This is a genomic window from Vibrio sp. R12-SG2-ISO1, assembly GCF_059834045.1.
The window spans coordinates 1-12,838 of sequence record NZ_JCBDGO010000027.1 but is presented as its reverse complement, the minus strand read 5'-3'; the positions used below and the strand labels follow the sequence as shown (position 1 = coordinate 12,838).

Genomic DNA, 12,838 nt, shown 5'->3' with positions numbered 1-12,838 from the left:
TTTTTTCAAAACCGCTTTTTTTTCAAAACTGCATAGTAGAAGCCGTCCATGTCCTCTTCACCTGGAAGAATTTGTCGGCCAGGCTGAGATTCCTCACTGCCGATCAACTGTGCATCGGACGTACGTGAGAGGAAAGCGCGCACTTGCTCAACGTTCTCTTGCGGCGCAATCGAGCAGGTGGCATAGACTAAGGTACCGCCCGCTTTCAGTTGTTGCCACATGGCATCCAGGATTTCACTCTGCAAAGCGGACAGCGCTTCAATGTCATCAGCGCGGCGCAGCCATTTGATGTCCGGATGGCGTCGAATCACACCGGTCGCCGAGCAAGGGGCATCGAGTAGAATACGGTCAAACTGCTCACCTTGCCACCACTGATGTGGGTAGCGTGCATCGCCGCAAATCACATCGGCTCTCAACTGTAATCGCTCGAGGTTGTCATGCACGCGGTTAAGGCGAGTAGGATCGGCATCAATCGCCACCACTTCGGTGTCTTGCGTGTGCTCAAGAATGTGTGCCGTCTTGCCCCCTGGCGCGGCGCAGCAGTCGAGGATCAGCTCCCCTTCTTGTGGCTGAAGGTAATCGACAGACAACTGCGCGGCGGCATCCTGCACGGAAACCCAACCGCGATCGAAGCCGGGCAATAGGGTCACATCACAAGGTTTGGCCAATTTTATGGCGTCAGCGGCCTCGGGGTGAAGAGTGAATTCTATGTTTTCATCATTCAGGTAAGCGATGTACTGATCGCGGGTGTGGTGCTGGCGGTTGACGCGCAGCCACATCGGCGCTTTTTGATTGTTCGCCTCAACAATACGCTCCCACTGCTGTGGGTAGTGCTCTTGCAGCAGCTTCAGTAGCCAGTTAGGGTGGCCATACTTGCCGGCATTGTGACTGGTCGCAAAGGCATCCAGTTCTTCTTGATTGCGTAGGTAGTTACGCAACACCGCGTTAATCAAACCGCGCAGACTCGGGCCGCGCAAGGTTTTGGTCGCTTCCACGGTTTCCGCGACCGCTGCGTGCGAAGGGATGCGCATAAAACTCAGTTGGTAGATCCCCACCAAAATCAAATGGTGAAAAACGCGTTTTTTACCCTTGAGCGGGTTATCCATCAATTCGTTGGCAATAGACTCTAAACGCGGCAAGTAACGCAAAGCACCGTAGCAAATCTCTTGCAGCAGAGCGTGGTCACGCGGTTTGATGGTCTTTTGCGCGGCAGGCAGCGCATGCGAGAGTGATTGACCTTTGTCGACCACTTGGAAGATAACGTTAGCGGCAGCAGCGCGAACATTCATAATCAATACCTTAAATAAGGGAGGGCATCTCTGCCCTCAAAATGTACGTGATTCATTGCAGCGCAATGACAGGGTGTGAAGGGTTAGCTCAGTACCGAGCCCACTTCGAACCAACTTGCTCGGGCGTTGAGAATATCTTGCACCGACATGGCTTTTTTACCCGGCACTTGCAGTTGCAAAAGGACTAATACGCCTTTGCCTGTTGCGACATAGATGCCGGTTTTGTCTGCTTGGATAATGGTACCCGCCGCTTGGTCTGTGGTGTGCTCCGCCACGCGGCTTTGCCACACCTTGATGCTGTTGTCGGCCGCTTCAAAGTGGCTCATTGGCCACGGGTTGAATGCGCGTACGCAGCGCTCAATGTGCTCGGCGTCGTCATTCCAATCGATGCGGGCTTCCTCTTTGCTGAGCTTTTTGGCGTAGTTGGCTAGGGCATCATCTTGCTTAGTGGCGACGGCGCTGCCTTGTGCGATGTCAGTGAGGCAGTCCAATAGCGCACTTGGGCCTAAATCGGCCAACTTTTCGTACATGGATGCACTGGTGTCGCTGCTTTCGATCGGCAAGCGCGCGATGGAGAGCATGTCGCCAGTATCCAGGCCAATGTCCATCTGCATGATGGTGACGCCGGTTTCTTCATCGCCCGCCCAAATGGCGCGCTGAATCGGCGCTGCGCCTCGCCAACGTGGCAAAATCGAACCGTGCACGTTGATACAGCCAAGTTTAGGCGTGTCCAATACCGCTTGCGGCAGCAGCAAGCCGTATGCGACGACGACCATCAAATCGGCGTCTAAATCCGCCAACGCTTGCTTGGCCTCTTCAGACTTAAAGTTTTCCGGTTGGTAGACCGCAATGTCATGCTCAAGGGCAATCTGTTTGACTGGGCTCGCGGTGAGCTTTTTACCACGACCTGCAGGGCGGTCGGGTTGGGTGTACACGGCAATGACGTCGTGCTCCGAAGACAACAACGCCGCCAAGTGACGGGCGGCGAAGTCCGGAGTACCAGCAAAAACAATCTTAAGTGGTTTGCTCAAGGTACGTTCCTTATCTTTTCTTTCTCAGTAATACGCTTACTTACCGGCGGATTGTTTCTCGTTGAAGCGCTTGATCTTCGCCAGTTTGTCTTGGATGCGTTTACGCTTCAGTGGCGATAGGTAATCGACAAAGAGCTTGCCTTCTAGGTGGTCAAGTTCGTGCTGAACACAAATCGCCAGTAGGTCATCCGCCTCGAAGGTAAATTCTTCACCATCGCGATTGAGCGCTTTGACCGTCACTTCGGCTGCGCGAGGCACTAAAGCGCGTGCGCCAGGCACCGATAGGCAGCCCTCTTCAATCCCATCTTCACCGCGTTTCTCGATGATTTCTGGATTGATAAGCACCATTGGCTCATCACGGGTGTCCGAAATGTCGATCACCACGATACGTTGGTGAACATCGACTTGGGTGGCCGCAAGACCAATTCCTTCTTCGTCGTACATGGTTTCAATCATGTCATCGACGAGTTTTTGAATCTCAGGCGTCACTTTCTCTACGGGCTTAGCCACGGTACGAAGGCGATCATCTGGGAATGTTAATACTTGTAATACAGACATATACACTCAAAATGTTGAACTGTGCCGAATCAGGGTAAAGCTTGTTGGCTCAATTCTAGACATTTTATAACCTAAATGACAGCATCATTACGCATTTTCCCTGCCACTCTCGGTGTCAATGTTGAGCACAGACGCTTAAGTTGAGCAGCGGTTTCTTTCAGATAACCAAGGATTTAGGTGATGATGAGTTTCAAACGGTGTTCCAGTTGGCGCAGGCCACTTCTCTGCGTGGCGACCCTGTGGGTGGCTTGGGTTCCTTTCTCTGTCTCGTCGGTGTTAACCCTCAAACCCGATGCGCCCACGACGTATGTCGTGGTCAAAGGCGATACCTTGTGGGATATTTCGGCGCTCTACCTCGATAGCCCTTGGCTTTGGCCAAGGCTATGGCAGGTCAATCCCGATATTGATAATCCTCACCTGATTTATCCCGGTGACAAGCTCAATCTGATCTGGCGCAATGGCGAGCCGGTTCTGACGGTGAAACCAATGCACAAGCTGAGCCCTAAAGTCAGAAAGCTTGATAAACAAGCGCTGCCGACGCTGCGTGAAGAGTGGGTGTTGCCGTACCTCGAATCGGATCTCTTGCTTGACGAGTCGTTATTGGCAGAGAGCGCCAAGGTGATTGGATCGAGCAATGGCTTGCAATATCTCACCGGGCAGCAACTGCTCTATGTCACGGGGCAACAAGCGCAAGGTGAGTGGCATATTTACCGCAAAATGACCACCTTTACACGCGATGATAAGCGCGTCATTGCGCTGAAAAAAATCGCAGTCGCCGAGTCTGCGGATGAGCCTGCGGCGCCGAGCGATACGGACATGACGGCGCTCAAAGTTCGCCAACAAACGCAGGAAATTCTCGCGCAAGACATCGCCTTGCCCGTGCGTGAGACTCAGTCTGATTTCAGTCAACGCTTTTATCCCCAGCCTTCACCTAAGGCCATCGATGCGTCCATCTTGGGGTCGCTGGAAGGCAGCCAATATGTGGGCAAGCATCAAGTGGTGGTCATCGATCGCGGCGCGCGCGATGCGCTGCGTCAAGGCAGTATGTTCGACCTCTATCAGCCGGGTCACAAGGTGGCCAAAGCTGGCCAAGGGGTATTGGCTAGGCAAGAGGTGCAGCAATTGCCGGATGTGCGCATTGGGCATTTGATGGTGATTCGTCCTTATCAAGATTTTAGTCTGGCGCTGGTTACTCAGAGTGAGCAGCCGATTGCCACTGAAACCCGTTTGCGCTCTCCCCTGGCGACGCTTAAATCCGCTGAAGACGTTGTGGACGCAGAGCTACAGGGTAAGGAGCAAGGATGACAGAGCGTGAGCTGCGCGCTTGGCTGACGCTCTATTTTACGCCCAGAATTGGTCCGAAGACCTTTGAGCGTTTGCTAAAGGTGGCCGAGCCGCACGAGATTGTCTCCAGTTCGAGCGACGAGATGCGCGCGTTTGGCTTGAGTGAGCATCAGGTGGAGTATATTCAGCGGCGCGCAGAAAAAGAGGTGGATGGGTGTTTGGCTTGGCGCGAGCGCGAGGCGGATCACCATATCGTCACCCGTGACGCGAGTGACTATCCGCCACTGCTCGCCAACGCCCCTGCGTCGCCGGCGGTGCTGTTTGTCAAAGGCAAGCTTGAGGCGATTCACTTACCGCAATTGGCCATGGTGGGCAGTCGCAATGCTAGTCAGGATGGGCTTTCGCTCGCCAGAGAGTTTGCCAGTGCGTTGGTCAAAGAGGGGCTGTGTATCACCAGCGGACTAGCGCTCGGCATCGATGGCTATGCCCATGATGGCGCGCTGAAAGCGGGCGGCGAGACGGTCGCGGTGCTCGGCAGTGGTCTTGGCGAAGTGTACCCTGCTCGCCACCGAGCGCTGGCAGATCGTATCACTCAGCAAGGCGCGTTGGTCAGTGAGTTGCATCCGCAGGCCAAACCTAAGGCGGATCACTTTCCTCGCCGCAATCGCATTATCAGTGGCTTATCGCTGGGCGTGCTGGTGGTGGAAGCGGCCGAGAAAAGCGGCTCATTAATTACCGCGCGTTATGCCCTTGAGCAAGGCCGAGAAGTGTTTGCCATTCCCGGCTCTATTCATCAAGTCTATGCGCGCGGTTGCCACCGTTTAATTCAGCAAGGGGCGAGCTTAGTCCAAGAGGTTGAGGACATCTTGTGCGAACTTGACAGCTTGCTAGCTTGGTCGCGGCAACAGGCGGATAAACAGAGCGAATCCCGCACCCAGACGCCGAGCTGCTCGCATTTCCGAGCGCTTTTATCTTCTAACGATAAAGAAGCGACGAAAGTGAGTAAAGAAGAATTGCCATTTCCCGAGCTGTTAGCTAACGTAGGTAATGAGGCTACACCAGTTGATATCTTAGCATCGCGGACCCATATACCCGTGCAGGATGTCATGATGCAGCTCTTGGAGCTCGAGCTTTTAGGGCACGTTGTTGCAGTTTCCGGTGGCTACATTTTAAAGGGGAGGGGCTAGCTATGATGATGGATATTTTGATGTATCTGTTTGAGACCTACATCCATAGCGATGCAGAGTTACAGGTCGACCAAGATGAGCTAGAAGAAGAGTTACTTCGCGCTGGTTTTCATCAGAAAGACATATATAAGGCCCTGGTCTGGTTAGAAGAGTTGGCGGCGCTCCAGCAAACGGAAGCGCACTCGGCGATCTCTGTCAGTACCTCGTCTCCGTCTACGCGTATCTATACCGCCAAAGAGTGCGACCGCCTCAGCCTTGAGTGTCGTGGCTTTTTAATGTTTTTAGAGCAAGTGAGCGTTTTGACGGCGGAAACACGTGAGATGGTCATTGACCGAGTGATGGGGCTCGAAACCGATGAGTTTGAGCTTGATGACCTCAAGTGGATTGTCCTAATGGTGCTGTTTAATGTACCGGGCAATGAAAATGAATACACGCTTATGGAAGAGCTTCTTTACACCAAAGAGCAGGGTATCTTGCACTGATACCGTCGCTTTGCGACCCTAAGTGATATGAGTAAAAAAATCGACCATCAGTTGTTTTCTGCCCACGAGCACGCCTTAGAACATCAGGCGTGCCCGAAATGCCAAGCTCAAGGCTTGGCGGGGGAGCTGTCGCTGCGCCATGGCAAACATGGTCCTTTCTTGGGGTGCACCTTGTACCCGCAATGCGATTACATCAAACCTTTGCATCAAAATGATGGCCACATCGTTAAAGAGTTAGGTGTGCCATGTCCTGAGTGTGGTCATGAGTTGGTGCTGCGCCAAGGTCGCTATGGGATGTTTGTCGGTTGCAGTCATTACCCTGAGTGTCACCACATTGAGTCGATCGATGCCCCCGCAGAGCCGAGTGAGGACAACGTCGCCATCGCCTGCCCTGAATGCCATCAAGGTCAGCTGACCGAGCGTAAATCTCGCTTTGGTAAGCTGTTTTATGCATGTGACCGCTACCCGAAATGCAAGTTTGCCGTCAATCAGCCGCCCGTCAGTGGGGAGTGCCAAGTGTGTGGGTTTCCACTGCTGGTGGAAAAACACAGCGCGAAAGGCCAACAGTTGCAGTGTGCGGCTCGCCGTTGTCAGGCCATTCAGTCTTAATTTTTGGGCGAGTGCCTATTTAAGACTATATCGTGGCTTAAGACTATACCGTGGTAAGGCGACATCGGATCGGCCGAGCGTTTCCGCAAATACAATGTCATCAAAGACAAAAAAGGCGCCATGAGCGCCTTTTTCAATCCAGTGTTCGTAGAGTCGACACTCATTTGATTCGATTACGATTCGAAGTTTTGAGCAAACTCATGCACCGCAGGGAAGGCATCACTGTCGAGCAGGGTGGCCAGTTCACACAACTTTCGTTGCAGCTCACCACTGTAGTCGCCGCAGACATTGATATGACCCATCTTGCGTCCTGCACGCTTCTCTTTGCCGTACCAATGGATATGGCACCCTTCAATGGCCAGCAACGCTTGTGGCAGTGTGTCTTCGCCAAGGATGTTGATCATCGCCGTTTCACGAACCAGTTTGGTGCTGCCAAGCGGTAAGCCACACACGGCTCTTAGGTGGTTTTCAAACTGACAGGTCTCTGCGCCTTGCTGCGTCCAGTGGCCGGAGTTGTGCACGCGCGGTGCAATCTCATTCACGAGCAGGGTGCCATCGACATCGAAAAACTCAAGGGCAAGCACGCCCACGTAGTCGAGACTCTCGGCTACAGCGCTAAACATCGCCTGCGCTTGGTCTTGCAGCTCAGGGTCAGAAATGGCGGTCGATAGGCTCAGCACCCCTTGGGTGTGGACGTTCTCAGTCAGCGGGTAAACAGCGACCGAGCCGTCTTTGGCTCGTGCGCCCACCAAGGAAACTTCTCGGCCAAACGGGACAAACTCTTCCGCCACAATCGCTTGTGTCTCACTGGCTTGGATGCATTGTGCCATCTCTTGCCAAATGCTGTCCGCTTGAGCGGCGTCTTTCAATCGCCATTGGCCTTTACCATCGTAGCCACCTAGGGCACTTTTCAGCACCATAGGAATGCCGACTTTTTCGATCGCGCGATCAAAATCTTCCCGGCTCTCAATGACATGGTAGTTGGCGTTGCGAACGCCCGCTTTGTCTAATAGCGCCTTCTCAATACGGCGATCGCCACCGGTTTTGATCGCTTCTGCTGACGGGTAAAACTTCCCGCTTTGCTCGCAGAGGGTCAAAATATCGTGTGGGATATGTTCAAACTCAGCCGTGATCACATCGGCACTCTCAATGGCATTGCGAAGACCGTGGCCCACCACGTGTTGGGTGAGAGGATGGACAATGTTTTCACTGCCGACATCGTACGCCGAGATCTCAATGTTCAGTGGTGCGCCCGCAAGAGACATCATTCGTGCTAATTGGCCTGCACCTAACACCAACACATGCATGGTTTAGTCCTCGGCTGGGTTTGGGTTAGCAAGGACGGTCTCGGTTTGCTCTTGGCGAAACGCTTCGACTTTCTCCATCACGGTCTCATCGTGGGTACCGATGATTTGCGCGGCCAAAATACCCGCATTCGCTGCGCCCGCTTCGCCGATCGCCAGTGTACCGACCGCGATGCCTTTTGGCATTTGCACGATAGAAAGTAGCGAATCCATCCCTTTTAGGGCACGTGATTGAACAGGAACACCCAAGACAGGTAAGCTTGTGAACGCCGCAGCCATGCCCGGTAGGTGCGCAGCGCCGCCAGCGCCAGCAATGATCACTTTCAGACCGCGCTCTTTCGCGCTGTTGGCGTAGTCTGCCAATAATTGAGGAGTGCGGTGCGCAGAGACGACTTTAGTTTCGTATTCAACACCAAATCTATCCAGCATTTCCGCGGCGAGCTTCATTGTTGGCCAATCTGATTTTGAACCCATGATGATACCGACTTTCATCTCAAACTCCTTCAACCTTTTGTGTGGAATGAAAAACAGGATGTGTCGTAAACCCAGTACAACCACATCGTCAATTTGTGCGCATTATACGGCGTTTTTCCTGGCAAGCAAACGTTTGCGCGCACTTTGAACCGCGCAGTGATTAGTCTTCGACGCAGATTCTTTGTACACTGAGTCTCATCCCAAAAAGACGCAGCCAGTGACTGCGTGGTGAAACAGGGCCTACCCTGCAAGGAAGTAAAATGTCAGTAATAGATAAGCAGGCGGTGAAGCAGTTTTTGTTGGCACTGCAAGATACCATTTGTCAGCAGCTTGAGCAGGCCGACGGCCAAGCGCTGTTTGTGGAAGATGCTTGGCAGCGTGAACCCGGAGAGCGGCTCGGTGGCGGTGGTCGCACCCGAGTGATGAAAGCGGGCGCGGTGTTTGAGCAAGGCGGCGTCAACTTCTCTCATGTCTCTGGCAAAGCGATGCCCGCCTCGGCCACTGCCCATCGCCCAGAGCTCGCCGGGCGACGCTTTGAAGCCATGGGCGTGTCGTTGGTGATGCATCCGAATAACCCTTATGTGCCCACCTCCCATGCCAACGTGCGCTTTTTTATTGCCGAAAAAGAGGGCGAGGCGCCGATATGGTGGTTTGGCGGCGGGTTCGATTTGACCCCCTTCTACCCATTTGAAGAAGATGCTCAGTTCTGGCATGGCAGTGCGAAAGAGGTGTGTGAACCTTTTGGTCATGATGTGTATGCCAAGCACAAAAAATGGTGTGATGATTACTTCTATCTGCCGCACCGTGATGAAACGCGTGGCGTCGGTGGGCTATTTTTTGATGATCTCAACGAGTGGCCATTTGATAAGTGTTTTGATTACATCAAAGCGGTCGGTGAAGGGTATACCCAGGCGTATTTGCCGATTGTTGAGCGCCGCAAAGAGACCCCCTACACTGACCGAGAGCGTCAATTTCAGCTTTATCGCCGTGGTCGCTATGTGGAATTTAATCTCGTCTATGACCGAGGAACCTTGTTTGGTTTGCAAAGTGGTGGCCGAACCGAGTCGATTTTGATGTCGATGCCGCCACTGGCTCGCTGGGAGTACAATTATCAGATTGAGCCAGACAGCCCTGAAGCGGTTTTGTATCGCGATTTCCTCAAACCGCGTGATTGGTAACATGTTTATCTCGGCATAGCGCTTGATCCTGGCCGGGATAGTGATAGGGTCAATGACCGTTGACCCGTTTATTTTTGTGTAGGTAAGGACATGACACAACCTCTTGACCGCTATGTGGTGTTTGGCAATCCCATTAGCCAAAGTAAATCGCCTTTTATCCATACCTTATTTGCTCGCCAGACCAACCAAGCGTTAACCTATCAAGCGCAGCAGCCTGAGATCGGCACATTCAAAACGGCGGTAGCGGAGTTCTTTGCCGCAGGTGGTAAGGGGTGCAACATCACTGCACCGTTTAAAGAAGAGGCGTTTCAGTTTGCGACCCGCCTGACTGAGCGAGCGCAATTGGCCGGTGCCGTTAATACCTTAAAGAAGTTAGATGATGGAGACATCATTGGTGATAACACTGATGGTGAAGGATTAGTGCAAGATTTGCTTGCCCAGCAAGTGGTGCTGAAAGGGGCGAGAATACTATTGCTTGGCGCAGGCGGCGCGGCGCGCGGCGTGATCAAACCGCTGCTCGACCAGCACCCGCATTCAATAGTGATCGCCAATCGCACCAAAGCCAAAGCATCACAGTTGGCAGAGCTTTTCGCTGAGTTTGGTGTGGTGCAAGCCGCCTCACTGGAAGAGGTCGAGACTGGCTTTGATGTCATCATTAACTCAACGTCGTCGGGATTGAGTGGTGAGTTGCCAGCGGTATCACCGACCATTTTTCAAGGTTGCCAAGTGGTGTATGACATGGTCTACCGCGCAGGTAAAACGCCTTTTAATGCCTGGGCGGAACAATCGGGTGCGCCCGTCAGCTATGATGGCTTAGGGATGTTGGTTGGCCAAGCGGCAGAAAGCTTTATGCTGTGGCGAGGTTTACGCCCAGGCACTAAGCAGGTGCTGCGCGAGCTGCGTAGAAATTTACAAGGGTAAAAGATGAATCAATCGATTTTGTTTCCCGATCGACAGCATTGGGATGAAGAGCGCGCTGCGGTTTGCTTCCCTGCTCAGCAAGCGGGTGCCTTGATTGAGTGTGTGGTGAGCCAAGCGGTACTGGAGTCGTATGCGCAGCAAAGCATTACATCGGGCCAACACGCCATCGAACTGTTTGAACAATGGCGCTTTGACCTCGAAGAGCAAGCGGAGTCTTTAATAGAAGACGAGATGTTTAACAGCCGCGGTGAAATTGAGCTCAACCAGCAATGATCTCAACCTCATTTAAGTAGTCGTCTTTATTCTGCACGTAGTTATCGGCAGACTTTTGTAAGAAAGCACGCTCTTTGTCTGTCAAAGGGCGAGCCTGCTTAACCGGACTGCCGACATACAGATAGCCACTTTCCAATGTTTTTCCCGGTGGAACTAAACTGCCTGCTCCCACCATCACCTCATCTTGAATGACCACACCATCGAGCACGATCGCGCCCATGCCAACGAGCACGCGATGACCAATGGTACAGCCGTGCAGCATCACTTTATGACCCACGGTCACATCATCACCGATAATCAGTGGGTAGCCTTGAGGGTTTTCTGCATTCTTATGGGTGACATGAAGCACCGAACCATCTTGAATGTTGCTACGCGCACCAATTCGGATATGGTTGACGTCTCCACGAGCGGCCACCAAAGGCCAAACACTGGCATCATCGCCCAGTGTGATGTCGCCAACCAAGACAGCACTGCTATCTATATAGACACGATCGCCAACTTGAGGTTGGATACCTTTATAACTGCGTAGGGAACTCATCTCTTCTCCTATATGCGATAGCACGATATGTTGCCAAGAATAGTGGCAAAAATAGCCCGTTGCGCATAGAAAATACGCAAACAGTAAAAAAATCAAAAAAATCGCTGAAAAGGGGTTGCCAATGTGACGCCGATCTCTATAATGCCCCCTCGCTGACAAGGGAAGACGACTGAATAAGTTGAAACCTTTCCAGCAAGGTCAAATAGCCAAGCAAAATGCTTGAAAAAAGTTTGAAAAAAGTGGTTGACACTAAAACTTGAATCGCTAAAATGACCGCCTCTTGTGAGTGACCAAGGTCACAGCCAAGAACGCTCTTTAACAATATAAACCTATCAATCTGTGTGGGCACTCGTTAATGATAATCCAAATAGTTTCTTCGGAAACAATTTAGGTTTCAATGAACTGAGTGACCATTTGAATGACTTTCCTTGTTAAAGGATGGGCATTCGAGCACAGTCAATTCAAGTTTTCTAGGAACTAGCTTCTAGTCACTAGAAACTTATCAGTATTCATTGAGCCAACAAAACTTTAAATTGAAGAGTTTGATCATGGCTCAGATTGAACGCTGGCGGCAGGCCTAACACATGCAAGTCGAGCGGAAACGAGTTATCAAAGCCTTCGGGTGGCGATAACGGCGTCGAGCGGCGGACGGGTGAGTAATGCCTGGGAAATTGCCCTGATGTGGGGGATAACCATTGGAAACGATGGCTAATACCGCATAATAGCTTCGGCTCAAAGAGGGGGACCTTCGGGCCTCTCGCGTCAGGATATGCCCAGGTGGGATTAGCTAGTTGGTGAGGTAAGGGCTCACCAAGGCGACGATCCCTAGCTGGTCTGAGAGGATGATCAGCCACACTGGAACTGAGACACGGTCCAGACTCCTACGGGAGGCAGCAGTGGGGAATATTGCACAATGGGCGCAAGCCTGATGCAGCCATGCCGCGTGTATGAAGAAGGCCTTCGGGTTGTAAAGTACTTTCAGCAGTGAGGAAGGTGGGTGTGTTAATAGCACACTCATTTGACGTTAGCTGCAGAAGAAGCACCGGCTAACTCCGTGCCAGCAGCCGCGGTAATACGGAGGGTGCGAGCGTTAATCGGAATTACTGGGCGTAAAGCGCATGCAGGTGGTTTGTTAAGTCAGATGTGAAAGCCCGGGGCTCAACCTCGGAATTGCATTTGAAACTGGCAGACTAGAGTACTGTAGAGGGGGGTAGAATTTCAGGTGTAGCGGTGAAATGCGTAGAGATCTGAAGGAATACCGGTGGCGAAGGCGGCCCCCTGGACAGATACTGACACTCAGATGCGAAAGCGTGGGGAGCAAACAGGATTAGATACCCTGGTAGTCCACGCCGTAAACGATGTCTACTTGGAGGTTGTGGCCTTGAGCCGTGGCTTTCGGAGCTAACGCGTTAAGTAGACCGCCTGGGGAGTACGGTCGCAAGATTAAAACTCAAATGAATTGACGGGGGCCCGCACAAGCGGTGGAGCATGTGGTTTAATTCGATGCAACGCGAAGAACCTTACCTACTCTTGACATCCAGAGAACTTTCCAGAGATGGATTGGTGCCTTCGGGAACTCTGAGACAGGTGCTGCATGGCTGTCGTCAGCTCGTGTTGTGAAATGTTGGGTTAAGTCCCGCAACGAGCGCAACCCTTATCCTTGTTTGCCAGCACTTCGGGTGGGAACTCCAGGGAGACTGCCGGTGATAA

The 12,838-nt window shown here is 52.4% G+C and carries 13 protein-coding genes and 1 rRNA gene; 8 read left to right on the top strand and 6 right to left on the bottom strand.

The window, feature by feature from the left end; translation table 11 throughout:
* Positions 1 to 5: 5 nt before the first annotated feature.
* The 3 genes from rsmB to def all read right to left on the bottom strand — a co-directional run bounded on the left by rsmB (position 6) and on the right by def (position 2,878).
* Entirely contained in the window at positions 6 to 1,289 is a 1,284-nt protein-coding gene (rsmB, locus tag AC6R10_RS17660) for a 16S rRNA (cytosine(967)-C(5))-methyltransferase RsmB (protein ID WP_500673082.1), read from the bottom strand.
* 83 nt (positions 1,290 to 1,372) lie between these two features.
* Complete coding sequence (gene fmt, locus AC6R10_RS17655) at positions 1,373 to 2,320, bottom strand: methionyl-tRNA formyltransferase (protein ID WP_500673081.1); 948 nt, start codon at positions 2,318 to 2,320, stop codon at positions 1,373 to 1,375.
* 36 nt (positions 2,321 to 2,356) lie between these two features.
* The gene (gene def / locus AC6R10_RS17650) at positions 2,357 to 2,878 is read right to left on the bottom strand and encodes a peptide deformylase (RefSeq protein ID WP_487903324.1); all 522 of its coding nucleotides are present in this window, start codon (positions 2,876 to 2,878) and stop codon (positions 2,357 to 2,359) included.
* A 180-nt stretch (positions 2,879 to 3,058) separates the two neighbouring features.
* Between def and AC6R10_RS17645 the strand changes: the two genes are divergently transcribed.
* Genes AC6R10_RS17645 through AC6R10_RS17630 form a run of 4 tightly spaced genes read left to right on the top strand, consistent with a single transcriptional unit; the run spans position 3,059 to position 6,440 of the window.
* Positions 3,059 to 4,183 carry a LysM peptidoglycan-binding domain-containing protein gene (locus tag AC6R10_RS17645; protein WP_500673080.1) on the top strand — a complete coding sequence of 375 codons (1,125 nt, stop codon included), beginning with the start codon at positions 3,059 to 3,061 and terminating at the stop codon, positions 4,181 to 4,183.
* Entirely contained in the window at positions 4,180 to 5,349 is a 1,170-nt protein-coding gene (gene dprA / locus AC6R10_RS17640; RefSeq protein WP_500673079.1) for a DNA-processing protein DprA, read from the top strand. Before AC6R10_RS17645 ends, dprA begins: the two co-directional genes overlap by 4 nt.
* 2 nt (positions 5,350 to 5,351) lie before the next feature.
* Complete coding sequence (locus AC6R10_RS17635; protein ID WP_334555489.1) at positions 5,352 to 5,831, top strand: DUF494 family protein; 480 nt, start codon at positions 5,352 to 5,354, stop codon at positions 5,829 to 5,831.
* Between the two features lie 27 nt (positions 5,832 to 5,858).
* Positions 5,859 to 6,440: a DNA topoisomerase family protein gene (locus AC6R10_RS17630; protein WP_500626293.1), complete on the top strand. Its 582-nt coding sequence runs from the start codon at positions 5,859 to 5,861 to the stop codon at positions 6,438 to 6,440.
* 173 nt (positions 6,441 to 6,613) lie between these two features.
* Here AC6R10_RS17630 and AC6R10_RS17625 read toward each other — a convergent pair whose 3' ends face one another.
* Together AC6R10_RS17625 and purE are read right to left on the bottom strand one after the other, a co-directional pair.
* Positions 6,614 to 7,747 carry a 5-(carboxyamino)imidazole ribonucleotide synthase gene (locus AC6R10_RS17625; RefSeq protein WP_500673078.1) on the bottom strand — a complete coding sequence of 378 codons (1,134 nt, stop codon included), beginning with the start codon at positions 7,745 to 7,747 and terminating at the stop codon, positions 6,614 to 6,616.
* Positions 7,748 to 7,750: 3 nt separating this feature from the next.
* A complete protein-coding gene (gene purE, locus AC6R10_RS17620; protein WP_500673077.1) occupies positions 7,751 to 8,236 on the bottom strand; it encodes a 5-(carboxyamino)imidazole ribonucleotide mutase in 486 nt (161 codons plus the stop codon).
* Between the two features lie 242 nt (positions 8,237 to 8,478).
* On the opposite strand from purE, the gene hemF reads away from it, so the two are divergent.
* The 3 genes from hemF (at position 8,479) to AC6R10_RS17605 (ending at position 10,590) form a co-directional block, all read left to right on the top strand.
* Positions 8,479 to 9,396, top strand: coding sequence for an oxygen-dependent coproporphyrinogen oxidase (gene hemF / locus AC6R10_RS17615; protein ID WP_500673076.1), 918 nt, complete (start codon positions 8,479 to 8,481; stop codon positions 9,394 to 9,396).
* Between the two features lie 90 nt (positions 9,397 to 9,486).
* Positions 9,487 to 10,317 (top strand): shikimate dehydrogenase, encoded by an 831-nt coding sequence (gene aroE / locus AC6R10_RS17610; protein ID WP_500673075.1) that lies wholly within the window; start codon positions 9,487 to 9,489, stop codon positions 10,315 to 10,317.
* 3 nt (positions 10,318 to 10,320) lie between these two features.
* Positions 10,321 to 10,590 carry a DUF1488 family protein gene (locus AC6R10_RS17605; RefSeq protein WP_500626297.1) on the top strand — a complete coding sequence of 90 codons (270 nt, stop codon included), beginning with the start codon at positions 10,321 to 10,323 and terminating at the stop codon, positions 10,588 to 10,590.
* Here the strand turns inward: AC6R10_RS17605 and AC6R10_RS17600 are convergent.
* The gene (locus AC6R10_RS17600; RefSeq protein WP_500626298.1) at positions 10,577 to 11,128 is read right to left on the bottom strand and encodes a gamma carbonic anhydrase family protein; all 552 of its coding nucleotides are present in this window, start codon (positions 11,126 to 11,128) and stop codon (positions 10,577 to 10,579) included. The genes AC6R10_RS17605 and AC6R10_RS17600 overlap by 14 nt on opposite strands.
* Before the next feature lie 530 nt (positions 11,129 to 11,658).
* On the opposite strand from AC6R10_RS17600, the gene AC6R10_RS17595 reads away from it, so the two are divergent.
* Positions 11,659 to 12,838: ribosomal RNA gene (locus AC6R10_RS17595) — 16S ribosomal RNA — on the top strand; the annotation flags it as partial.

What these genes read in the sequence shown, in the direction of transcription:
- hemF (WP_500673076.1), top strand. Translation starts at nt 8,479, where the DNA reads ATGTCAGTAATAGATAAGCAGGCGGTGAAGCAGTTTTTGTTGGCACTG.
- purE (WP_500673077.1), bottom strand. Translation starts at nt 8,236, where the DNA reads ATGAAAGTCGGTATCATCATGGGTTCAAAATCAGATTGGCCAACAATG.
- aroE (WP_500673075.1), top strand. Translation starts at nt 9,487, where the DNA reads ATGACACAACCTCTTGACCGCTATGTGGTGTTTGGCAATCCCATTAGC.
- def (WP_487903324.1), bottom strand. Translation starts at nt 2,878, where the DNA reads ATGTCTGTATTACAAGTATTAACATTCCCAGATGATCGCCTTCGTACC.
- AC6R10_RS17635 (WP_334555489.1), top strand. Translation starts at nt 5,352, where the DNA reads ATGATGATGGATATTTTGATGTATCTGTTTGAGACCTACATCCATAGC.
- rsmB (WP_500673082.1), bottom strand. Translation starts at nt 1,289, where the DNA reads ATGAATGTTCGCGCTGCTGCCGCTAACGTTATCTTCCAAGTGGTCGAC.
- dprA (WP_500673079.1), top strand. Translation starts at nt 4,180, where the DNA reads ATGACAGAGCGTGAGCTGCGCGCTTGGCTGACGCTCTATTTTACGCCC.
- AC6R10_RS17625 (WP_500673078.1), bottom strand. Translation starts at nt 7,747, where the DNA reads ATGCATGTGTTGGTGTTAGGTGCAGGCCAATTAGCACGAATGATGTCT.
- AC6R10_RS17630 (WP_500626293.1), top strand. Translation starts at nt 5,859, where the DNA reads ATGAGTAAAAAAATCGACCATCAGTTGTTTTCTGCCCACGAGCACGCC.
- AC6R10_RS17605 (WP_500626297.1), top strand. Translation starts at nt 10,321, where the DNA reads ATGAATCAATCGATTTTGTTTCCCGATCGACAGCATTGGGATGAAGAG.
- AC6R10_RS17600 (WP_500626298.1), bottom strand. Translation starts at nt 11,128, where the DNA reads ATGAGTTCCCTACGCAGTTATAAAGGTATCCAACCTCAAGTTGGCGAT.
- AC6R10_RS17645 (WP_500673080.1), top strand. Translation starts at nt 3,059, where the DNA reads ATGATGAGTTTCAAACGGTGTTCCAGTTGGCGCAGGCCACTTCTCTGC.